Below are 22,393 nucleotides of genomic sequence, written 5' to 3'. Positions count from 1 at the left end.
GCACGAAAAACGGGGCCGCTCCGGGAAAATCCCCGGAACGGCCCCGCTGCCACAAGATCAGGCCTTATTCGTAAATCTCGCCCTTGGCGGCCTTCTCCACCAGCGACTGCGGCGGCTCGAAGTGGCTGCCGTACCGCGCCGCCAGTTCGCGGGCCCGGTCCGCAAAGCCCTGCAGGCCGCCCTCGTACTGGTTGATGTACTGGATCACGCCGCCGGTCCAGGCCGGGAAGCCGATGCCGAAGATGGACCCGATGTTGGCGTCCGCGACCGTGGTCAGGACGCCCTCGTCGAAGCACTTCACCGTTTCCAGCGCCTCGGCGAAGAGCATGCGCTCCTTGAGGTCCTCGAACGGCACGTCCGCCGAACCCGAGCCGAACGCCTCGCGCAGGCCCGGCCACAGCCCGGTGCGCTTGCCGTTCTCGTCGTACTCGTAGAAGCCCGCTCCGGTGGAGCGGCCCTTGCGGTCGTACTTGTCGAGCATCGTGTCGATGACGGCCTCGGACGCGTGCGGCGTCCAGGTGCCGCCCTCGGCCTCGATCGCGGCGCGGGTTTCCGCGCGGATCTTGCGCGGCAGCGTCAGGGTCAGCTCGTCCATCAGCTGCAGCGGCGGCGCCGGGTACCCGGCCTGCGAACCCGCCTGCTCGATCGACGCCGGCTCGACGCCCTCGCCCAGCGCGGCCACGGCCTCGTTGATGAAGGTGCCGATGACCCGCGAGGTGAAGAAGCCGCGGCTGTCGTTGACGACGATCGGGGTCTTGCGGATCTGCAGGGTGTAGTCGAAGACCTTCGCCAGCGTGGCCGGCGACGTCTTCTCCCCGCAGATGATCTCGACCAGCGGCATCTTGTCCACCGGCGAGAAGAAGTGGATCCCGATGAAGTCCTCGGTCCGCTGCACGCCCTCGGCCAGCGCGGTGATCGGCAGGGTCGAGGTGTTGGAGCCCAGCACCGCGTCGGCGTTGACGATGCTCTCGATCTCGCCGAACACCTTGTGCTTCAGCTCGACGCTCTCGAACACGGCCTCGATCACGAAGTCGACGCCCGCGAAGTCGGCCGGGTCGGCGGTCGGCTTGATCCGCGCCAGCAGCGCGTCCGACTTCTCCTGCGTGGTCTTGCCGCGCGAGAGCGCCTTCTCCTCGAGCTTGACCGCGTAGCCCTTGCCCTTGTCGGCCGCCTCCTGTGAGACGTCCTTGAGCACGACGTCGATGCCCGCCTTCGCGGACACGTACGCGATCGCGGCGCCCATCATCCCGGCGCCGAGCACGCCGACCTTCTTGGCGGTGTACTTCTCGAACCCGTCCGGACGCGAACCGCCGGAGTTGATCGACTGCAGGTCGAAGAAGAACGCCTTGGTCATGTTCTTCGAAACCTGCCCGATGGCGAGGCTGACGAAGTAGCGCGTCTCGACCTGGATCGCGGTGTCGAAGTCGACCTGCGAACCCTCGATCGCGGCGGCGAGGATCGCGCGCGGCGCGGGCATCGGCGCGCCCTTGAGCTGCTTGCGCAGGTTCGCCGGGAACGCGGGCAGGTTCGCCGCGAAGCTCGGGTTCGACGGGGTGCCGCCCGGGATCTTGTATCCCTTGACGTCCCACGGCTGCACGCCGCCCTCGGGGTTGGCCTTGATCCACGCCTTCGCGGCGGGCACCAGCTCGTCGACGGTGTCCACGACCTCGTGCACCAGGCCCAGCTCCAGCGCCTTGCGCGGCTTGAGCCGCTGGCCCTGCAGCAGCACGTTCAGCAGCGCGCTCTGGATGCCGAGCAGCCGCACGGTGCGGACCACGCCGCCGCCGCCGGGCAGCAGGCCCAGGGTGACCTCGGGCAGGCCGATCTGGCTGCCCTTGGCGTCGGCCGCGATGCGGTGGTGCGTCGCCAGCGCGATCTCGAGACCGCCGCCGAGCGCCGCGCCGTTGATGGCCGCGACGACCGGCTTGCCCAGCTGCTCGAGCCGGCGCATCTGGCCCTTCATCGCGGTGCTGGACGCGGTGATCTCGGCCGCGTGCTCCGGCTGCGCCTGGATCAGGTCGCGCAGGTCGCCGCCGGCGAAGAAGGTCTTCTTCGCCGAGGTGAGCACGACGCCGGCGATGTCGTCCTTCTCCGCCTCGAGCCGGTCCACGGTCGCGGCGAGCGATTCGCGGAAGGCCTGGTTCATCGTGTTGGCCGACTGGTCCGGGTCGTCCAGGGTCAGCGTGACGATGCCGTCGGAATCCTTGTCCCAGCGGATGGTCTTGCTCTCGGTCATCAGGTCCTCACACCCGCTCGATGATGGTCGCGACGCCCATGCCGCCGCCGATGCACAGGGTCACCAGGGCCCGGCGCGCCTCGCGGCGTTCCAGCTCGTCCACGACGGTGCCGACCAGCATCGCGCCGGTGGCGCCGAGCGGGTGGCCCATGGCGATCGCGCCGCCGTTGACGTTGATCTTCTCGTCCGGCAGGTCGAAGTCCTTCTGCCACTTGAGCACGACGGACGCGAACGCCTCGTTGAGCTCCCACAGGTCGATGTCGTCCGGGGTCAGGCCCGCGGTCTTCAGGACCTTTTCGGTGGCCGGCGTCGGACCGGTCAGCATGATGGTGGGCTCGGAGCCGATCGAGGCGGTGGCGACGATGCGCGCCCGCGGCGTGAGGCCGAAGGTCTTGCCCGCCTGCTCGGAACCGACCAGGACGATCGCCGAACCGTCGACGATGCCCGACGAGTTGCCGCCGGTGTGCACGTGGTCGATCTTCTCGACCTGGTGGTACTTCTGGAGCGCGACGGCGTCGAAGCCGCCCATCTCGCCGATCGTGGTGAAGGCCGGCTTGAGCTTCGCCAGACCCTCCACAGTGGACCCCGGACGGCGGTGCTCGTCGTGGTCGAGGATCGTGACGCCGTTCATGTCCTTCACCGGCACCACGGACTTCGCGAAGTAGCCGCCGGACCAGGCCGCCTCGGCCTTCTCCTGCGAGCGGACCGCGAACGCGTCCACGTCCTCGCGGGAGAAGCCCTCCATCGTCGCGATGAGGTCCGCGCCGATGCCCTGCGGGGCGATGTACTGGTCGTACGCGGTGGCCGGGTCCATGAACAGCGCGCCGCCGTCCGAACCCATCGGCACCCGCGACATCGACTCGACGCCGCCCGCGATGATCAACTGGTCCCAGCCGGAGCGGACCTTCTGCGCCGCGACGTTCGTGGCCTCGAGCCCGGACGCGCAGAACCGGTTGAGCTGCACGCCCGCGACCGTCTGCGGCAGGCCCGCGACGAGCGCGGCGGTGCGCGCGATGTCCGCGCCCTGCTCGCCCACCGGGGACACGACGCCGAGCACGATGTCGTCGATCGCCTGCGGATCGAGGTTCGGGTGGCGGACCTTCAGCTCCTGGATGAGGCCGACCACCAGGTCGACCGGCTTGGTGCCGTGCAGGGCACCGCCCTTGTTCTTGCCCCGGGGCGTGCGCAACGCCTCGTAGATGTAGGCCTCGCTACTCACTGAACACTCCTCCGCGAAGCGGCGTGGTTGGACACTGCGGTGTATCTCGCCGCCGACTATACCGGCCAGTAGGTGCTAATGGCCATTAACATAAGCCCGATGAACCCCATGGTGTCAATGGGTTGCCGTAGTTTCGATTCACGCTATGGTCAGTTCACCATGAGTACGTCTCCCTCCCGCAGCGCGCGGCCTCGCGACCGCAAGGCCCAGCTGGCCGCCGTCGCGGCCGAGCTGTTTCGCGCGCGGGGGTTCCACGGCGTCGCGGTCATCGACATCGCCGCTGCGGCGGGCGTGACCGGGCCCGCGCTGTACCGGCATTTCGCCGACAAGCAGGCGATCCTCGCCTACGTCGTGCTCGCCGGGATCGACGACATGGAATCGGCCACCGCGGCCGCGCTCGCCGATTCCGCGCCGCCGCTGGAGCAGTTGGACGCCCTGCTCACCGGCCTCGCGACGCAGGCGGTCGAGCGCCGGGAGATCGCCGCGCTGTGGCGCTGGGAAGGTCCGCATCTGCCGCGCGAGCAGCGCCGTGAGATCCGCCGCCGGTCCGGCGCGGTGCTCGACGCGTGGACGAAAGCCCTGCTCACGCTGCGTCCGGAGCTGTCGGTGGACGAGGCTGAGCTGCTGTGCTGGGCCGCGCTGTCGGTGTTCGGGAGCGTCGCGGTGCACCACACGTCGGTGGCGCGCAAACGCTTCGTTCCGCTGCTGGTCGAGCTGGCGTTGAAGGTGCTCAACGTCTCGCTGCCAGTCCCCGCCGAGCCTGCGGCACCGGTCGCGAGCAGCCTCGGCACGCCGTCCCGCCGCGAGCAGGTGCTGAGCGCCGCGACCGGGCTTTTCGCCGAACGCGGCTTCCACACGGTGAGCATGGAAGACATCGGCGCGGCGGCGGGCATCGCCGGGCCCAGCGTGTACCGGCACTTCCCCAGCAAGGGCGCGCTGATGGTCGCGATCGGACACCGCGCGGCGGACCGCCTCGCGCTGGCCGCCGAGCAAGCGCTGCAGGCACCCGACGAGCGGTCCGCACTGGGACGGCTTGCCGCGTCGTATGTGCACATTCTGCTGCGCACCCCGGAACTGCTGGTGTCGTTCACTGCGGACCGGGTGACCATGCCGGAGCGGGACAAAGCTGATCTGCGGCGGGTCCAGCGTGACTATGTCGATCAGTGGGTTTCGCTGCTGTGCGCGGTGTTTCCGGAGCTTCCGGCGCGCGAGGCGAAGATCCGGGTGCACGCGGCGCTGACTATCGCGAACGACCTGAGCCGCACCGGGCGGATCAAAAGCAGGCCGCATCTGCAAGCTGAGCTGACGGCAGTGCTGCACGCGGTCCTCGGACTCAGCTGAGGTTTGCGCGCTGCCGAACGCCCCAATGTGGCATTGGGTGCATCTGACGCACCGAACGCCACATTGGGTGCATCTGACGCACCCAATGTGGCATTGGGGCGCTCCGCACCCCGCGCACGCTCTGCGCGAAACCGTCCCTGCCGCTCCCCCGGACGTGTAAGCATCTGCCGTGCCCACGAGACGGTTGCATCTGGTTCGCGCGGACGAAGGCCACCGCGTCACGACCCTCGAGCTTTTCTTCGACCTGGTCTTCGTCTACGCCATCACGCAGACGACCGAGCTGATGTCTGGGCACCTGAGCCTGCTCGGCGTCGGCGAGGGGCTGCTGGTGCTGATGGTGCTGTGGTGGTGCTGGTGCAGTTACGCGTGGCTCGGCACCACGATCCACGTCGACCACGGCATCGCGCGGCTGGCGATGTTCGGCGCGATGGCGGTGATGTTCCTCGTCGCGCTCGCGGTGCCGCAGGCACTCACCAACGAACCGGGCGGGCTCGACGGGCCGTTGCTGTTCGTCGCTTGTTACGGCGTCGTGCGGCTGCTGCACATCGTCGCCTACCTCGGGGCCGCGCGGCACGACGCCGAACTGCGCCAGGTGCTGCTGCGGATGTTGCGCGGGCTCATCCCGAGCCTGGCCTTGCTGGCCGTCGCCGACGTCGTGGGCGGGGCGTGGCAGCCGGTGCTGTGGGTGGTCGCGCTGCTGGTGGACTACGTCAACGTCTATCTCTCCGGACCGACGGGCTGGCGGGTGCACTCGCCCGCGCACTTCGCCGAGCGGTTCGGGCTGATCGTGATCATCGCGCTGGGCGAATCGGTCGTGGCGATCGGCATCGGGATCGGGCACGTGCCGATCACCTGGCTCATCGCCGGGTCGTCGATCTGCGGGATCGCGCTCGCCGCCGGGATGTGGTGGACGTACTTCGACCTGGTCGCGCACGTCGCCGAGCGACGGCTCGCCCGCGCCGAGGGCATCGCGCGCGCCAAGATCGCGACCGACTCCTACACCTATCTGCACCTGCCGCTCATCGCCGGCATCGTGCTCATCTCGCTCGGACTGAAGAAGACGTTCCTCACGCTGTCCGACAGCGTGCACCACAGTCCGACGGACGCGCTGCACGGCGTCGCGCTGTGGTCGCTGACCGGCGGGCTCGCGCTTTATCTAGTCGCGCTCAGCTCGCTTCGGCGACGCAACCTCGGCACCTGGAACCGGCAGCGGCTCGTGCTCGCCGCCGCGCTGCTCGCGCTCACGCCGCTGCTCGGACACGTGCCCGCGGCCTTGCTGCTGCTGATCGTCACGGCCTCGGTCCTGCTGCTCATCGCGTTCGAACGCACGTCGCTGGCCAGGCGGCCGGTGGTCGAGTGAGCCGGGCCGCACTGGCGGATTCCGCGTCGCCGCGTTAACCTACTCGTGAGTAGGTAACGCGAGGGAGATGCTGCATGGCTGCGCCAAGGAAACGAGACGCGATGGGCCTCGGGCTGGCCGCGCTCACCCGGTTGGCCGGGAGCAAGGCGATCGACCGGGTCGGGCTGCGCGGACCGGTGCAGAACCTGGTCAAGACGGGAACCCGGAGCGGTTTCCGCGCGGCGGGGGCGGCGACCAGGTCGTTCACCTCGGTCCAGCGGCTGGGCAAGCCGGCGCGGCTGGCGAGGCCGGACGACCGCGGGCTGTTCGATCTGACGCCGGACGAGGACCAGAAGCTCATCGTCGAGACGGTCGGCGAGTTCGCCGCCGAGCAGCTGCGCCCGGCCGCCGCGGACGCCGACGAGAAGCTCGCCGCGCCGGAGGGTCTGCTGAGCCGCGCGGCCGAGCTGGGGATCAGCCTCGTCGGCATCCCGGAGGAGCTGGGCGGCGCGGGCACGGAGCGTTCGGTCGTCACGAACGCGCTGGTCGCGGAGGCGCTCGCGCACGGCGACCTCGGGCTCGCGGTAGCCGTGCTGGCCCCGTCGGCGGTGAGCACCGCGCTGGTCGCGTGGGGCGACGAGCAGCAGCAAGCCGATTACGTGCCCGCGTTCACCGGCGAGCAGGTGCCCGCCGCAGCGCTCGCGCTCCTGGAGCGGACTCCGCTGTTCGACCCGTTCAAGCCCGCCACCAAGGCGAAGCGCACCCCGAAGGGCTACCAGCTCGACGGCGTGAAGTCGCTCGTCCCGCGCGCGGCGGAGGCCGAGCTGTTCCTCGTCTCGGCCGATCTGGAAGGCCGCGGACCGGCGCTGTTCCTGGTCGAATCGTCCAACGCGGGCGTGACGATCGAGTCCGAACCCGCGATGGGCCTGCGCGGCGCGGCGACCGGAAAGCTGCATCTGGAGAAGGTTTCGCTGCCCGCGGGCGCGCTGCTCGGCGGCGGCAAGGCGGACGTTTTCACTGAGGTCGTAAGGCTTTCCCGGCTCGGCTGGGCGGCGCTCGCCGCCGGTGTCGGCAAGGCCGTGCTGGACTACGTCGTGCCTTACGTGAACGAGCGCACCGCGTTCGGCGAGCCGATCAGCCACCGGCAGGCGGTCGCGTTCTCGGTGGCGGACATCGCGATCGAACTGGAAGGCCTGCGCCTGGTCACATTGCGCGCGGCTTCGCGGGCCGAGCAGGGCAAGGAATACGCGCGGGAAGCGGCGCTCGCCCGGAAGCTCGCGACGGACAAGGGCATGCAGATCGGCAACGCCGGCGTGCAGTTGCTGGGCGGGCACGGGTTCGTGAAGGAGCACCCGGTGGAGCGCTGGTACCGCGACCTGCGGGCGATCGGCGTGATGGAAGGCGCCGTCCTCCTCTGATCCTTTTTCTTGCTCCGAAAGGCAACTCATGATCAACCTGGAAGCTCCGAAGAAGGCCGGCGCCCTGATCAACCAGGCGTACCAGGCCGCGGCCGAGGTGTTCCGGCCGATCTCGCGCAAGTACGACCGCGCCGAGCACACCTATCCGTCCGAATTGGACATGTTCGCCGCACTGCTGGACGGCCTGAACTCCTCCGGCGAGGGCGGGGCCGGCGCGGCTGGCGTGCGCCGGTCCGAAAAGGACAGTGGACCCAAGGGAAACCGCAACGGCGCCAACCTGAACGTGGTGCTCGGCACCATTGAGATGTGCTGGGGCGACGTCGGCCTGCTGCTGTCCATGCCGCGCCAGGGCCTCGGCAACGCCGCGATCGGCTCCGTCGCGACCGACGAGCAGCTTGAGCGCTTCAAGGGCCTGTGGGCCGCGATGGCGATCACCGAACCCGGCTGCGGTTCGGACTCGGCCGCCATCACCACGACGGCCACCGAGGACGGCGACGACTACATCCTGAACGGCGAAAAGATCTTCGTGACGTCCGGCCAGCGCGCGGACGCCGTGGTGGTCTGGGCGACGCTGGACCGCACGAAGGGCCGCGCCGCGATCAAGTCTTTCGTGGTGGAGAAGGGCACGCCGGGCTTCGAGGTCGTGCGCGTGGAGCACAAGCTGGGCATCCGCGCGTCCGACACCGCCGTGCTGCGCTTCGAGAACTGCCGGGTTCCGCGCGAAAACCTCTTGGGCACGCCGGAAATCGACACCGCCAAGGGTTTCGCCGGGGTCATGCAGACCTTCGACAACACCCGCCCGCTGGTGGCCGCCATGGCGATCGGCGTCGCACGCGCGGCGTTGGACGAAACCCGCCGCGTCCTGACCGAAGCCGGGGTTGTCATCGACTACGACCGCCCGGCTTTGACGCAGCACGCTGCCGCCGCAACTTTCCTTCAACTGGAAGCGGACTACGAGGCGGCTTACCTGCTGACACTGGAGTCGGCGTGGATGGCGGACAACCGTGAGCCGAACTCGCTGCAGGCTTCCATGGCGAAGGCGAAGGCTGGCCGGACCGTGGTCGATGTGACGTTGAAGTGCGTCGAGCTTGCCGGGGCGTATGGGTATACGGAGGAATCGCTGCTGGAGAAGTGGTCCCGGGATGCCAAGATCCTGGACATCTTTGAGGGGACGCAGCAGATCCAGCAGTTGATCGTGGCTCGGCGGGTGCTGGGGAAGACCAGCGCTCAACTCAAGTAATCCAGCCGCTCGGCCCGCTTTCGCGAAGGCGGGCCGAGCGGTCTTTCTCAGTCCACTTTTCTCTTCCCGGTGGATTGCCCGAAGAAGTACCCCAGAACCAGCAGGAACGCGCTCGACAGCACCTGGTTGATCTCCACCGCGGCGAACATCGCGGCCACCACCGCCAGACACATGATCAGCAGAATCGCGGCTCCGACATAGGTCGCGACGGATTCCTTCGCCAGGAAGTTCTGCCACACCTTGGCTTTCCGCTCGTACTTGTCGATGTCGGTGGCCATCGCCGCCGCCTCGACTTCGACTTCGGCGATCTTCCGGCTGGTTTCCTTCAGCTCGCCGTCGATCTGACCGGTCTTGCTTTCGAATTCGCCGAGCAGCCGGTGGAATTCCCCTTTGGTTCCGGCGTCGTCTACCCCGGACACCGCGTTTCTCAGCTTGCCGATCTCCTGCCCGACGGTCAGCCCGTTGATCAGCTCGAGGATCTGCTCACGTCGCTCCAGAGAGATCTTCAAGGCACTGCGATGGGCGTTCACCTTGCGGAGGGCGTCCGCACGCCCTTTCGACCCGCTTTCCGTCGCCAGCGCTTCCTCGTGCAGCTCTAGTTTCTTCTGCTGCCGGACAATAAAGGCGTCAAGCCGGTCCAGCGACGCACGGAGGTCGTCGACGGACTGCTTCTCAAGCGACGAGCTGTCGAGCCCGCTGTCGATGAACTCCAGCTCCATCCGCCGTCTCAACCGGCCGTCCCGGTGATCCGGTTCTTCGAACTCGACAACACTGCGATCTTCTGGAACGCTCATAGTTATTGTCCGTTTGATCGAGTTGCGCAGCCCCTCTGCCGCCTGCGGTGACATGCGGATCGCTCGCGGGCGAGCCGCTGTTGCGCACTGTCGTCAGCCGTCGCCGTTCTGAACCCGAATCGTGACAACGACAACAGCACCACTGATTACGAATAGTGCAGTTTCAGCAGCTATTCACCAGTGAATGCGCAGCCAAGAGATCTCGTTCAATCGTTTTGGGCGGCAGAATCCAACGCATCCAGAACCGCGTCCCCATTCGCGCGGGCCCACTCCGTCAGGGTGTGGATCGGCTCGATCAGCGTCGCTCCCAGCGGCGTCAGCTCGTACTCCACCCGCGGCGGAGCCTCGGCATACGCCTGGCGCCGGACGAGTCCGTGCGCTTCTAGCCGACGCAGCGTCTGAGTGAGCACCTTCCGGGAGATCCCGCCGATCAGGTCAACCAGGTCCCCATGCCGGACCGGCCCCTTGCTGAGACCGGCGAGCACGACCACCGTCCACTTGTCGGCGATCAGCTCTACTGCCAGCCGCGCCGGGCAATCGGCGAGGAAGATGCCGCGGGAACCGCTCATGGAGTCCAAGGTACCTGCTGGTACCTATCGGGATCCTAGCCTGGTTTTCGTACCCCTCCAGAAACCAGGAGAGTCATGCGAGTCATCACCCAGCAGAAACTCGGCGGTCCCGAAGTGCTCACGATCGCGGACGTGCCCGAACCCCGCCCGTTGCCGACCGAAGTCCTCGTGCGCGTCAAGGCGATTGGGCTGAATCCGTTGGAAGCACGGCTGCGGGACGGCGAATTCCCCCTGCTCGGCCAGCCGCCGTTCGTGCTCGGCTGGGATGTCAGCGGCGTGGTCGAAGAGGCGTTGACCTGGCGGTTCCGGCCCGGCGACGAAGTATTCGGGATGCCGCTGTTTCCCCGCGCGGCCAACGCGTATGCCGAAGCAGTGGCGGCGCCGGCGTTGCATCTGGTCCGCAAGCCGGAGAAGCTTTCGCACGTCGAGGCCGCCGCTTTGCCGATCGTCGGGCTGACGGCGTGGCAGGGGCTGGTCGACCTTGGCGGAGTGAGCGCAGGCGACCGCGTTCTGATTCACGGCGGCGGTGGCGGAGTCGGGCACGTCGCGATCCAGATCGCGAAAGCCCTTGGTGCGCACGTAATTGCCACGGCCAGCGAGAGCAAGCGGGAGTTCGTCGAGGGGCTTGGCGCCGATGAAGTCATCGACTATAAGAAGGTCGACTTCAGTGAAGTGGTCAGCGAAATCGACGTTGTGCTCGACACTCTCGGCGGCGACACCGTCGAGCGGTCCCTCGGAGTACTCCGGCCAGGCGGGCACCTGGTGACGGCGGTCGCCGACGAAGACACCGCGCTGATCGCGAAGTTCGAGGCGGCGGGAATGCGGTTCAGCGGGATCGGGGTCGATCCGGATCCGGTCGCGCTGCGGCAACTCGTCGGGCTCGTCGAGCAGGGCAAGCTCCGGGTCCACGTGCAGGAGACGTTCCCGTTCGAGCGCGTCGCCGACGCGCATCGGCTGCTCGACGGCGGTCATCTCCAGGGCAAGGTCGTCCTCACAGTCGGCTAAACCTCCAGCACAATCCGGCCTCGCGCCTCGCCTGATTCCTGCAATCGGTGCGCTTCGGCGGCCGACGACAGGGGCAGGCGAGTGCCGACGCGAGGGCGAAGGATTCCGGTGGACAGGGCCCGGTTGATGACCCGGGCAGCGGAACCCAGCGCGGAGACACCGGCGTTGCTGATGGCGAAACCGCGAATGCTCGCGTCACGCGTGTACAACTCGCCGATCGGCAGCGTCGGGGTCGATTGCATTCCAGCCATCGCGACGATGCGGCCGCCACGGGACAAGAGCGGCACTGCCGAGATCAGATCATGGCTGCCTGCGTTGTCCCACAAAAGATCCACCGCCGGGAGTTTGCGATAGAGGTCGGGATCGGCGTAGTCGAAAACCTCGTCGGCACCGCATTCCCGGCACCATTCCGCGTCGTCGGCGCGAGCGGTCGCGATGACGCGCAGGCCAGCGGTCGAAGCAAGTTGGACGACCGCGCTGCCGACACCGCCGCCCGCGCCGAGCACGGCAATCGTCTCGCCGTAACCGGCGTCGGCGTGCTCGAAAAGGCCCAGATACGCAGTGGCGGCGGTGTGCAGTACGGCGACAGCGTCGTCGGAAACCCCGTCCGGCAAGAGATACAGCCGGTCCTCGGGAACCGCGCAGTACTCCGCGAACGAACCCTGCCGACCGTCGTGGCCGAGGCTGTTGCACCACACGCGGTCGCCGGGCGTGAAGCGGTTCACCGGCGAGGAAACAACCGTGCCCACCAAGTCCCGGCCGATGACGAATGGGAAAGAAACCTCGGTGGGATACGCGCCGGAACGGATGAAGGTGTCGACGTGGTTCACCGTCACCGCGGACACTTTCACCAGCACTTCGCGCGGCCCCGGCTCGGGGTCTGGAAGCTGACCGACCTTGATCTCGGAACTGTCGCCGAGCGACGTCACGTATGCAGCGATCACCGGCCCACGGTACCGCCGGTTTATTACCGACTTCGCGCGCATATCGGATTGATCTCCGCTGCCCGGAATCCGCGCGCAAAGCCGCGTAAATGCCCTAATCTGCCCGGCATGACCGCTCCGGTGGCGCCGGCCGACCTCAAACAGGCCCGCATCTTCATGTGGATCCAGGTCGCGCTGAGCGCGATCGGGCCGCTGCTGCTGGCCGGGATGGCCGGCGTTTCGCTGGTCGACCTGATCAGCCTCACCCAGCTCTACATCGTGATCACCTACGCGACCGCCATCGCGCTCGCGGTGTGCGCGGTCGTATTGCCGAAGCGCCAGCAATGGGCCTACGTGACCGCCGCGGTCATCGAAGGCCTGTTGGTGCTGAACAGCCTGGTCACGCTGCTCAGCAAGGGCCTGCCCGGCATTCTGCCGCTGATTTTCGCCGGGCTCGCGCTCCGCGCGCTGCTCACCCGCGACGTGCGGACGTGGTTCTTCCCGCAGCAGCCTTCAGCCAGCTGACCGGTCGTCCAGGAATTCGTCGAGGTACCGCCAGGTCGTGCCCCGGGCGCGACGGCCGGTGAGCACGCCGAGGTGCCCGCCGGGCGCGGTCCGGAACCGGACCTCCGGCGCGTTTTCCAGCAGCTGCACCACGCGTTCCACCGACGCCCGCGGCGCGATGGTGTCGTTTTCGCCCGCCACCACCAGCATCGGCGTCTTCACGTCGGACAGGCTGATCTTGCGCCCGTTCAGGTCGACGGTGCCCTCGGCGAGGTCGTTGGTGCGGAACAAGCGGTGGTACAGCTGGCCGAACGTCCGCCCGGGGTAGGCGTACATGTTGCCCATGAAGTGGTCCACCGCCTCGATCTGCGCGAGGTAGTCGCGGTCGTCGAGGTTTTTCAGGATCGCCAGCGGTTTCGTGATCTCCTTGGAGATCCCGGTGGCCCGGAACACCCGGGTGACCAAATAGGACGGTGCGCCGCCGAACACCCGGTACACCGGGGTGAGCAGGTGCCCGCCGGTCAGGTCCACGAGCGGGCGGAACGGCGCGACGATCGGGATCGCGGTGAAATCGACCGGCGAGCCGACCGCGGTGATCGATTCGATCGGCAGCTCCGGCTGGTCCGCGCTGACGAGCATGGAGAAAATCCCGCCGAGCGACCACGACACCAGGTGCACGCCCTGTCCGCCGGCGTCCTCGCTGACCTTCCGGATCGCCCTCGGCAGCACCTCGTCGATCCAGTGCTCGATGCCGAGGCGGCGGTCGGAGAACGCGACCATGCCGTAGTCCACCAGGTAGGTCGGCCGTCCGCCCTCCACCAGGTGCTCGATGAGGCTGCAGCCGCGGCGCAGGTCGAAGCACAGCGCGGGCGCGGCCAGCGGCGGCACCAGCAGCACCGGCGGGCCGGAGACCTCGGACGCGCCGTGCGTCATCCGGTACACCGACCGGTTGGGCCCCTGGTCGATCAAGACCCTCGGCATCGGCCGCAGATCGGCGACCCCACCCTGGAAAACCTTGCCCACGACATTGGCCGCCGCGGCAGCCAACCGGGCCGGTGGGGAAACCATTCAGCGCCTCCTGGAACTCGTCGTCTGCCGGGCATCTTGCCGTGCGCGCGGGCGCGGCATCAACACGCCACTCCCGCAAGCACCCGGCAAGCGCACGTCCCCGTCAGACGCTCCCACCAGGCGGGACGGCCGACGGCGCGCTGCGGGCGGCCCGGCCCTCGTACTCGGCGCGCTCGGGCGAATGCGCGGCGGACGCCAGCAGCTGATCGCCGCCGAGCGCGCGCACCAGCCATTCGCCGAACGCGCGCGGGAACAACCGCGTGATCCGGCCGGTCAGATCAAGCGATTTCGGTACGAATACGTCGAACTTCGGCCGCTCCAGCGCGTCGACGATCGCCGCCGCGACGTCTTCCGGCCCGACCGATTTGATGAACCGCGCTTCGCCCAGCCCCGACGCGAGTTCCGTGCGCACCACCGCGGGCATCACGCACGACACCTCGACGCCGGTACTGCGCAGCTCCAGATGCACCGCTTCGGACAGCCCGACCACCGCGTGTTTCGTAGCGCAATATGTGGCCGCACCGGCGAATCCGGACTTTCCGGCCATCGACGCCACGTTCACGATGTGCCCGCGCCCGCGCGGCTTCATCCGCTTGACGGCCTCGCGCGTGCCGTGCACGACCGCGTGCACGTTGATCTCCAGCAGCCGCCGCGTGGACGCGTCGTCCTCCTCGTCCAGCGGCGAGAGCGGCATGATCCCGGCGTTGTTGATCAGCACGTCGATCAGCCCGACAGTGCTTTCGACGTCGTCCAGGAACGCGGTGAAGGCGGCCGTGTCCGTGACGTCCAGCGGCGACGCGACCACGTCCGGACCGAGCTCACCAGCGGTTTTCTCGGCCCGGACCCGGTCGAGGTCGCCGAGCACGAGCCGGGCGCCGCGCCGGTGCAGCGCGGCGGCCGTCGCCGCCCCGATGCCCTGCGCGCCGCCCGTGACGACGACGACCTTTCCGGAGAGCGACTGCCTGGCCATGGCGGACTCCTCGGTCTATTGACATCTAGCCAATATCGTCCTCCGGGTCCGGCCCTGCCGCTATCCCCCAACCCGTTGCTCGAGGACCTGGCCGAGCCAGCCGTCGACAGTGAACTGCTCGGTCGGCTTGAAACCCTGGCTCTCGTAATAGCGCGGCAGATCGCCGTCGCCGCCCGCCCAGCAGTCGACGCGCACGAGGTCGATCCCGCGCCGCTTCGCCTCGTCCATCGCGTGCCGCAGCAGCCGCGAGCCGACCCGGTGCCCGGTGAACTGGCGCGAAGTGATCAGCAGCCGCACGTACAGTTCGGGCTCGTCGACCTGCGGCGCGTACGGCATCGCTTGGCCGAGGATCAGCGCTCCGGCGGGCTTTCCATCGACCTCCGCCATCCGGAACTCGGGATCGGCCGCGTACTCGCGCACCCGCTCGACCCGCTTCGGGATCTTGCTCCACGGCTCGGTGCCCCATTGGCCCGCGCTGCCCCGCGCCACCAGCCATGCGACGGCGTCGTCGAAAAACCCCAGCATTACGTCTGCGTCTCCGGCAACCCCAGGCCGGATGGTGAACTCCATGGCTCCACCCTAAGGATCTGGTGAAGCAGCGCCGCCGGGACTCCGCCCGGACGCCCGGCGGCGCTGGGTCTCAGGCGCCGACCCCGAGGTGGCGCGCGATCAGCATCTTCTGGACCTCGCTGGTGCCCTCGCCGATTTCCAGGATCTTCGCGTCCCGGTAGAAGCGGCTGACCGGGAATTCGTTCATGAAGCCGTATCCGCCGAAGATCTGCGTGGCGTCGCGGGCGTTGTCCATCGCCGCGTTCGACGCCACCAGTTTCGCGATCGACGCTTCCTTCTTGAACGGTTCGCCGCGCAGCATCTTCGACGCCGCCTGGTAATACGCCAGCCGCGCGGTGTGCGCGCGCACTTCCATGTCCGCGATCTTGAACTGGATCGCCTGGTACTCGCCGATCCGGTGGCCGAACGCGACGCGGTCCTTCGCGTACTTCAGGCATTCGTCCACGCAGCCCTGCGCGAGACCGACGCTCAGCGCGGCGATCGCCACCCGGCCCTCGTCCAAAATGGACAGGAACTGCGCGTAGCCGCGGCCCCGCTTGCCCACCAGGTTCTCCGCGGGCACCCGGACGTCCGAAAAGGACAGTTCGTGGGTGTCCGAGCAGTTCCAGCCGACCTTCGAGTACTTCGGGGCCACCGCGAAGCCCGGCGTGCCGGACGGGACGATGATCGCCGAGATCTCCTTGCGGCCGTTCTCCATCACGTCGGTGACCGCGGTGACGGTGACCAGCCTCGTGATGTCGGTGCCGGAGTTGGTGATGAACGCCTTGCTGCCGTTGATGATCCACTCGTCGCCGTCGAGCCGGGCGCGCGTGCGGGTGGCGCCGGCGTCGGAGCCGCCGCCGGGTTCGGTGAGCCCGAATCCGCCGAGCGCCTCGGCCGTGGTCAGCATGGGCAGCCAGGTTTCCTTCTGCTCCTGGGTGCCGAAGCGGTAGATGGGCATCGCGCCGAGCGAAACCCCCGCCTCCAGCGTGATCGCGACCGAGGAGTCGACCCGCGCCAATTCCTCCAGCGCGAGGCACAGCGCGAAGTAGTCCCCGCCCATGCCGCCGAATTCCTCCGGGAACGGCAGGCCGAACAAGCCCATCTCGCCCATCTTGGCGACCAGGTCGTACGGGAATTCTTCCTTCTCGTACAGCGGGCCGATCACCGGCGCGACCTCCGCCTGCGCGAAGTCCTCGACCGTCTTGCGGAGCGCTTCGTATTCCTCGTCCAGCCGGAAGTCGATCACTGCTTCTCCTCTGCCGCACTCACGACGGCAAGCGTCTCGTCGAGCGCGACCTGCTGGCCGACCCGCACCGAAAGCTCAGTCACCACACCGTCGATCGGCGCGGTCACGGTGTGCTCCATCTTCATCGCCTCGACGACCAGCAGCGGAGTACCGGCGCTCACCACGTCGCCTTCGGCGGCCTTGACCACCAGCACCGTTCCCGGCATCGGGCTCTTCACCGGACCAGCACCCGCCGCCTCGCCGCGCGAGGACAACGTGACTTCCTGGTCGGCGAACGCGAACGACTGGCCTTCGCGAGCCAGCCACACGGTCCGCTGTGGACCGTCGGCGCAGCGGTACCGCTCGACGCCGTTGGCCCGACGCACCTCGAGCAGATCGCCTTCGCGGCGGGCGGAAACGCGCACCGGCTCGGCGTCGTCCACCTGCACCGAAGCGTTCGACGGCGTGCCCTCGACCCGCACGACGGCCTGGTTTTCCCCAGTCCGCAGCCGGAAAGTGATCCCGCCGGGGCCGCTGAGCCGCCACCCGCTCGGGATGTCCCACGGGTCCACGACCGCGTCCGTCGGCTGCAGCGAAACCAGCCGATCCATGGCCGCGGCGACGAAAAACCCGGCTGGGACTTCGGAAGAGACCAATTCGGACAGTCGCCGGTCCACCAGTTCGGTGTCCAGCTTTCCGGCGCGGACGTCCTCGTCAGCCAGCAGACCGCGCAGGAACGCGATGTTCGTGCCGAGGCCGAGCAACGCGGTGTCGGCCAGCGCGCGGTCCAGTTTCTGCAGCGCCGACGCCCGGTCCGGACCGTGCGCGATGATCTTCGCCAGCATCGGGTCGTAATTCGACCCGACCACCGCGCCGACCGACATCCACGAGTCCACTCGCACGCCGTCGCCGGACGGCTCGTGCACAGCCAGCACCGTGCCGCCGGTCGGGATGAACCCGCGCGCCGGATCCTCGGCGTAGACCCGGGCTTCGACGGCGTGCCCGTCGAGGCGCACGTCGTCCTGGGTCAGTCCGAGCGGCTCCCCTGCCGCCACCCGCACCTGCCAGGAAACCAGGTCGAGTCCGGTCACCATTTCCGTGACCGGGTGCTCCACCTGCAGCCGGGTGTTCATCTCCATGAAGAAGAACTCGTCGGGGTTGTGCGCGGACATGATGAACTCGACCGTGCCCGCGCCGACGTAGCCGACCGACCGCGCGGCTTCCGCGGCCGCCGCGCCCATTTTCGCCCGCGTGGCCTCGTCCAGCAGCACCGACGGCGCTTCCTCGATGATCTTCTGGTGCCGCCGCTGCAGGCTGCATTCGCGCTCGCCGAGGTGCAGCACAGTGCCGTGCGTGTCGGCGAGCACCTGGATCTCGATGTGCCGCGGCGTGGTGACGAACCGCTCCATCAGCAACGTGTCGTCACCGAAAGAACTCTTCGCTTCCCGGCGCGCGGATTCGATCGCAGCGTCCAGTTCGGACTCTTCGTGTACGAGGCGCATGCCCTTGCCGCCACCGCCCGCCGACGGCTTCAGCAGCAGCGGATAACCGACTTTCGCCGCCGCTGTGGCGTACCCGCCCTCCGGAATGTCCACATCGGACGCGCCGGGCACGACCGGAACACCGGCCGCGGACACCGTGGCCTTCGCCCGGATCTTGTCGCCCATCTTGTCGATCGCTTCCGGCGGCGGGCCGATGAACACTAGCCCGGCCTCCGCGCAAGCCCGCGCGAACGCGGTGTTCTCGGCAAGGAAGCCGTACCCGGGATGCACCGCCTGCGCGCCGGTTTCCTGTGCTGCCGCGACAATCGCCGGGATCGACAGGTAGCTCTTCGCCGCTTCGGCCGGGCCGAGGCGCACCGCGGTGTCGGCCTCGCGCACGTGCCGGGCGTCGGCATCCGCGTCGCTGTACACCGCGACCGAACGGATCCCGAGCGCACGCAGCGACCGGATTACGCGAACCGCGATCTCGCCGCGGTTGGCGACCAAAACAGTCTCGAACACGCTCATCACATCCGGAAGACGCCGTAGTTGACCTCGGGCAGAGGCGCATTGGCCGCGGTCGACAGCGCGAGCCCGAGCACCGTGCGGGTGTCCGCCGGGTCGATCACGCCGTCGTCCCACAGCCGCGCGGTGGAGTAGTACGGGCTGCCCTGTTCCTCGTACTGCTCGCGGATCGGGTCCTTGAAGGTCTCTTCGTCCTCAGTGGACCATTCGCCGCCGCGGCCCTCGATCGCGTCGCGACGGACCGTCGACAGCACCGACGCCGCCTGCTCGCCGCCCATCACGGAAATCCGCGCGTTCGGCCACATCCACAGGAACCGCGGCGAATACGCCCGGCCGCACATGGAGTAGTTGCCCGCGCCGAAGGAGCCGCCGATGATCACGGTGAACTTCGGCACCCGCGCGCACGCCACCGCGGTGACCATTTTCGCGCCGTGCTTGGCGATGCCGCCCGCCTCGTACGCGCGCCCGACCATGAAGCCGGTGATGTTCTGCAGGAACACCAACGGGATCGAGCGCCGGTCGCACAGTTCGATGAAGTGCGCGCCCTTCATCGCGGACTCGGCGAACAGCACGCCGTTGTTCGCGATGATGCCGACCGGGTGGCCGTGGATGTGCGCGAAGCCGGTGACGAGCGTCGAGCCGTATTCCTTTTTGAACTCCGCGAACCGGCTGCCGTCGACGACGCGGGCGATGACCTCGCGCACGTCGTACGGGGTGCGCGAATCCGTCGGCACCACGCCGTACAGCTCGCGTTCGTCTGCGGCGGGCGGCTCGATCGCCTTGACGTCCCACGGCCGCGGCGTGCGCGGGCCGAGCGTGGAGACGATGTCGCGGACGATGCGCAGGGCGTGCGCGTCGTCGTCCGCGAGGTGGTCGGTGACGCCGGACTGGCGGGCGTGCACGTCGCCGCCGCCCAGTTCTTCAGCGGTGACGACCTCGCCGGTCGCGGCCTTCACCAGCGGCGGGCCGCCGAGGAAAATGGTGCCCTGATTGCGCACGATGACCGCTTCGTCGCTCATCGCCGGGACGTACGCGCCGCCGGCGGTGCACGAGCCGAGCACGGCGGCGATCTGCGGGATGCCGCGCGCGGACATGGTGGCCTGGTTGTAGAAGATCCGGCCGAAGTGCTCGCGGTCCGGGAAGACGTCGTCCTGCTTCGGCAGGAACGCGCCCCCGGAGTCGACCAGGTAGATGCACGGCAAGTTGTTGTGCAGCGCGACTTCCTGCGCCCGCAGGTGCTTCTTCACCGTCATCGGGTAGTACGTGCCGCCCTTGACCGTGGCGTCGTTGGCGACGATCACGCATTCGCGGCCGGACACGCGCCCGATCCCGGTGATGATGCCCGCGGACGGGGCCTCGTCGTCGTACAGCCCGGTCGCGGCGAGCGGGGACAGCTCCAGGAACGGGGATCCCGGGTCCAGCAGCGCGTCCACCCGGTCGCGCGGCAGCAGCTTGCCGCGTTCCACATGGCGGGCGCGCGACTTCTCCGGCCCGCCGAGCCGGGCGGCGGCGAGCCGCTTGTGCAGATCCTCGACCAATTCGCCGTGCGAGGTGACGCTACGGGTGAAAGTGTCGCTGTTCGGATCCGCGGAACTGCGCAGTACCGGCGTGTCCATGGCTCTCCGTCGAGACGTTAGCGGTCGTTAACTCCGCCGGAGATGTTAGTGCTCGTTAACCGCTCTGTCCAGCCCCGCGCGAAGCGCCCCAATGTGGCATTGGGTGCATGCGACGCACCCAATGTGGCGTTCGGTGCGTCAGATGCACCCAATGCCACATTGGGGCGGTCACGGACGGGTGAGGCGAGCGGGGAACTCAGCCCGCGACGGCGTCGGAGATCCAGCCCGCCACCGGCAGATCCCGTTCGAGGCATTCGACCGACAGCCGGATCGTCCAGCGCAGCGCCTGCAGCAGGAGGCTGTCCACTTCGTTGGGGGCCGCGCTCGCCAACGCGATCTCGACCTGTTCACGGGCGGCGGCGGTATTGCCGTGCACCTCGGCGAGCAGCGTGCGGACGGCGGTGCGGACCGGCGGATCGGCCTGGTCGATCGAAACCTCTTCGCCCGCCTCGTCGAAAACCTGCACCTTGACCGGGGCGGTGCCGCCGTCACCGAGCGTGGACACCATCGCGCTGCACTCGCCGAAGAGCAGCAGCATCAGCTCTTTCGTCTCCTCGTCGCGTTCGCCCGGCTCCCGCGACGAGGGCGTGACCTCTTCCAGCGCCTCCGTGTCCTCGCCAAGACTGATGGCGACGAGCGCGCGCTGTGCCTTCTCGACGAGCCTCTGCTCGCCCTCGCTCCGGTCCGCGGTCACGTGCCTATCAAACACCAGACCGGCGGTCGGCGGGATACCCCGGATCGCGGCCTCAGCCCGCCGCGGAAAGCGCACCCAGCGCTAGCCGGCACAGCAGATCGGCGAGCGCGCCGTCACCGAGATGGCGGTTGTAAGGCGTCGAGTTGATCAAGCCGAACACGGCGTGTGCCGCCGAGCGCGCCTGGCGCTCCCCGAGGCCGGGCACAGCTTCGCGAATCGCCCGCACCCACACCTCGACGTACTGCCGCTGGAGCGCGCGCACCTGCTTGCGGTCACCGTCGGTGAGATTCGCGAGATTGCGCTCCTGCACGGTGATGAGCGACGGGTGGTCGAGCGCGAAGTCGACGTGGAACCGCACGAGCGCGGCGAGCAGCTCGTCCGGGGTGCCGCCCGCCGCGGCGCGCTTGGTGCCGCCCTCGAGCAGGTAGTGGCTGATCGAGTTGAGCATTTCCCCGAGAATCGCGTCCTTGCTGCGGAAATGCCGGTACAGCGCGGGACCGGAGATGCCGACGGCCGCGCCGATGTCGTCGATGCCGACGCCGTGGAAACCGTGGTGGGCGAACAGTTCGGCGGCGGCGGTGAGGATCTGTTCCCGTCTGTTCGGCTTCGCGCCGTTCACCAGTGGGAGGGAATTCGCCGACATCCGCACATAGTAGGTCCCGCGGTTAGCGAACGCTAACTTCCCGTCCTACTTCCTGCTTGGGCCAAGTGGAGGCACCCGGATTTCAGGGGTGTCTCGTGGGGATTGCACCTGGTAAAGCTTTACGCCGTCAAGCTGTCACGACAGGAGTGACCTATGGCTGCAACCACCCGTCAACCATCACGACGCATCCTTCGGATGTGCGCGGCCCTGGGGGTCGCTCTCGCTACCTCGCTCGGGTTCGCGTCCGCCGCGAGTGCTGCATCGCAAAACTACGTCGCGCTCGGCGACTCCTACTCCTCCGGAGTGGGCGCCGGGAGCTACGGGGATTCCGGCAGCTGCAAACGCAGTGCCAACTCGTACGGCCAGCTGTGGGCCAACGCCCACTCCGGCACCAATTTCACCTTCCTCGCCTGCTCGGGCGCGAGGACCGGCGACGTGCTGAACCAGATCAGTTCGATGCCGTCCAACGCCACCTTGATCACGCTCACCGTGGGCGGCAACGACGCCGGCTTCACCGACGTGATCAAGACGTGCACGCTGGGCAGCGACCAGACCTGCGTGGACCGGGTCAACACCGCCAAGACGTACGTCCAGAACACCCTGCCCGGCTTGCTGGACAAGGTGTACTCGGCGGCCAAGAGCAAGGCTCCCGGGGCGCAACTGGTCGTGCTGTCTTATCCGCGGTTCTACACCGTGCCCGGCTCGTGCAATGTCGGGTTGAGCGACACGAAGCGCTCGGCGATCAACTCCGGGGCGGACACGCTGGCTTCGGTGCTGTCGTCGCGGGTTTCCGCCGCCGGCGGGAAGTTCGTGGACGTCCGGTCGGCCTTCGTCGGGCACAACATCTGCTCGTCGGCGAGCGACTATCTGCACAGCTTGACCTGGCCGGTGGACGAGTCGTACCACCCGACTGCCGCCGGGCAGCGGGGCGGCTACTACTCGCCGCTGACCTCGGCGATCGGCTGACGACGGACTGAAGATCGTGAGGGGAACCCTGAGGGAATCAGAGTCAATGAGGGTTCCCCTCACGA

General features: G+C 68.3%; 20 protein-coding genes. 7 read left to right on the top strand and 13 right to left on the bottom strand.

Annotated features, from left to right (window positions below):
* Positions 1–64 precede the first annotated feature (64 nt).
* On the bottom strand, positions 65–2,236 hold the full coding sequence (locus tag ACFORO_RS09060) for a 3-hydroxyacyl-CoA dehydrogenase NAD-binding domain-containing protein (RefSeq protein WP_377867831.1): 2,172 nt from the start codon (positions 2,234–2,236) through the stop codon (positions 65–67).
* A gap of 7 nt (positions 2,237–2,243) precedes the next feature.
* Positions 2,244–3,455, bottom strand: a complete 1,212-nt coding sequence (locus ACFORO_RS09055; protein ID WP_116203333.1) for an acetyl-CoA C-acetyltransferase — start codon at positions 3,453–3,455, stop codon at positions 2,244–2,246.
* A gap of 159 nt (positions 3,456–3,614) precedes the next feature.
* Between ACFORO_RS09055 and ACFORO_RS09050 the strand changes: the two genes are divergently transcribed.
* From ACFORO_RS09050 to ACFORO_RS09035, 4 genes are all read left to right on the top strand, one after another.
* Entirely contained in the window at positions 3,615–4,796 is a 1,182-nt protein-coding gene (locus tag ACFORO_RS09050) for a TetR/AcrR family transcriptional regulator (RefSeq protein ID WP_377867832.1), read from the top strand.
* Positions 4,797–4,965: 169 nt separating this feature from the next.
* A complete protein-coding gene (locus tag ACFORO_RS09045) occupies positions 4,966–6,156 on the top strand; it encodes a low temperature requirement protein A (protein WP_377867833.1) in 1,191 nt (396 codons plus the stop codon).
* A gap of 101 nt (positions 6,157–6,257) precedes the next feature.
* Entirely contained in the window at positions 6,258–7,553 is a 1,296-nt protein-coding gene (locus ACFORO_RS09040; RefSeq protein ID WP_377867877.1) for an acyl-CoA dehydrogenase family protein, read from the top strand.
* Between the two features lie 28 nt (positions 7,554–7,581).
* A complete protein-coding gene (locus ACFORO_RS09035; protein ID WP_354747388.1) occupies positions 7,582–8,793 on the top strand; it encodes an acyl-CoA dehydrogenase family protein in 1,212 nt (403 codons plus the stop codon).
* Positions 8,794–8,840: 47 nt separating this feature from the next.
* Here ACFORO_RS09035 and ACFORO_RS09030 read toward each other — a convergent pair whose 3' ends face one another.
* Together ACFORO_RS09030 and ACFORO_RS09025 are read right to left on the bottom strand one after the other, a co-directional pair.
* Entirely contained in the window at positions 8,841–9,587 is a 747-nt protein-coding gene (locus ACFORO_RS09030; protein ID WP_377867835.1) for a hypothetical protein, read from the bottom strand.
* A 206-nt stretch (positions 9,588–9,793) separates the two neighbouring features.
* The gene (locus tag ACFORO_RS09025; protein ID WP_377867836.1) at positions 9,794–10,156 is read right to left on the bottom strand and encodes a winged helix-turn-helix transcriptional regulator; all 363 of its coding nucleotides are present in this window, start codon (positions 10,154–10,156) and stop codon (positions 9,794–9,796) included.
* Between the two features lie 75 nt (positions 10,157–10,231).
* On the opposite strand from ACFORO_RS09025, the gene ACFORO_RS09020 reads away from it, so the two are divergent.
* The gene (locus ACFORO_RS09020) at positions 10,232–11,161 is read left to right on the top strand and encodes an NADP-dependent oxidoreductase (protein ID WP_377867837.1); all 930 of its coding nucleotides are present in this window, start codon (positions 10,232–10,234) and stop codon (positions 11,159–11,161) included.
* On the opposite strand, the gene ACFORO_RS09015 is transcribed toward ACFORO_RS09020, so the two are convergent.
* Positions 11,158–12,105 carry an NADPH:quinone reductase gene (locus ACFORO_RS09015; RefSeq protein ID WP_377867838.1) on the bottom strand — a complete coding sequence of 316 codons (948 nt, stop codon included), beginning with the start codon at positions 12,103–12,105 and terminating at the stop codon, positions 11,158–11,160. The genes ACFORO_RS09020 and ACFORO_RS09015 overlap by 4 nt on opposite strands.
* Before the next feature lie 108 nt (positions 12,106–12,213).
* Between ACFORO_RS09015 and ACFORO_RS09010 the strand changes: the two genes are divergently transcribed.
* Positions 12,214–12,609 (top strand): hypothetical protein, encoded by a 396-nt coding sequence (locus tag ACFORO_RS09010; protein ID WP_354747374.1) that lies wholly within the window; start codon positions 12,214–12,216, stop codon positions 12,607–12,609.
* Here ACFORO_RS09010 and ACFORO_RS09005 read toward each other — a convergent pair.
* The 8 genes from ACFORO_RS09005 to ACFORO_RS08970 form a co-directional block, all read right to left on the bottom strand.
* On the bottom strand, positions 12,598–13,656 hold the full coding sequence (locus ACFORO_RS09005) for an alpha/beta hydrolase (RefSeq protein ID WP_354747372.1): 1,059 nt from the start codon (positions 13,654–13,656) through the stop codon (positions 12,598–12,600). The two genes, ACFORO_RS09010 and ACFORO_RS09005, sit on opposite strands and share 12 nt — an antisense overlap.
* A gap of 103 nt (positions 13,657–13,759) precedes the next feature.
* Complete coding sequence (locus ACFORO_RS09000; protein ID WP_377896518.1) at positions 13,760–14,626, bottom strand: SDR family oxidoreductase; 867 nt, start codon at positions 14,624–14,626, stop codon at positions 13,760–13,762.
* A gap of 60 nt (positions 14,627–14,686) precedes the next feature.
* Positions 14,687–15,196, bottom strand: coding sequence for a GNAT family N-acetyltransferase (locus ACFORO_RS08995; RefSeq protein WP_377867840.1), 510 nt, complete (start codon positions 15,194–15,196; stop codon positions 14,687–14,689).
* 70 nt (positions 15,197–15,266) lie between these two features.
* Positions 15,267–16,424, bottom strand: a complete 1,158-nt coding sequence (locus tag ACFORO_RS08990) for an acyl-CoA dehydrogenase family protein (protein ID WP_354747366.1) — start codon at positions 16,422–16,424, stop codon at positions 15,267–15,269.
* A complete protein-coding gene (locus tag ACFORO_RS08985; RefSeq protein ID WP_377867841.1) occupies positions 16,421–18,406 on the bottom strand; it encodes an acetyl/propionyl/methylcrotonyl-CoA carboxylase subunit alpha in 1,986 nt (661 codons plus the stop codon). The genes ACFORO_RS08990 and ACFORO_RS08985 overlap by 4 nt, the downstream gene beginning before the upstream one ends.
* A 5-nt stretch (positions 18,407–18,411) precedes the next feature.
* Positions 18,412–20,025: a carboxyl transferase domain-containing protein gene (locus tag ACFORO_RS08980; protein WP_377867842.1), complete on the bottom strand. Its 1,614-nt coding sequence runs from the start codon at positions 20,023–20,025 to the stop codon at positions 18,412–18,414.
* A 196-nt stretch (positions 20,026–20,221) separates the two neighbouring features.
* Positions 20,222–20,719, bottom strand: a complete 498-nt coding sequence (locus ACFORO_RS08975; RefSeq protein WP_354747361.1) for a hypothetical protein — start codon at positions 20,717–20,719, stop codon at positions 20,222–20,224.
* Between the two features lie 52 nt (positions 20,720–20,771).
* A complete protein-coding gene (locus ACFORO_RS08970) occupies positions 20,772–21,362 on the bottom strand; it encodes an SACE_7040 family transcriptional regulator (RefSeq protein ID WP_354747359.1) in 591 nt (196 codons plus the stop codon).
* 195 nt (positions 21,363–21,557) lie between these two features.
* Here ACFORO_RS08970 and ACFORO_RS08965 point away from each other — a divergent pair, with 195 nt between their 5' ends.
* On the top strand, positions 21,558–22,328 hold the full coding sequence (locus tag ACFORO_RS08965; RefSeq protein WP_377867843.1) for an SGNH/GDSL hydrolase family protein: 771 nt from the start codon (positions 21,558–21,560) through the stop codon (positions 22,326–22,328).
* The last annotated feature ends 65 nt before the right edge of the window (positions 22,329–22,393 follow it).

This window comes from Amycolatopsis halotolerans (assembly GCF_042647905.1).
GTDB classification, from domain to species: domain Bacteria; phylum Actinomycetota; class Actinomycetes; order Mycobacteriales; family Pseudonocardiaceae; genus Amycolatopsis; species Amycolatopsis halotolerans.
This window is presented reverse-complemented; position numbering and strand designations above follow the sequence as displayed.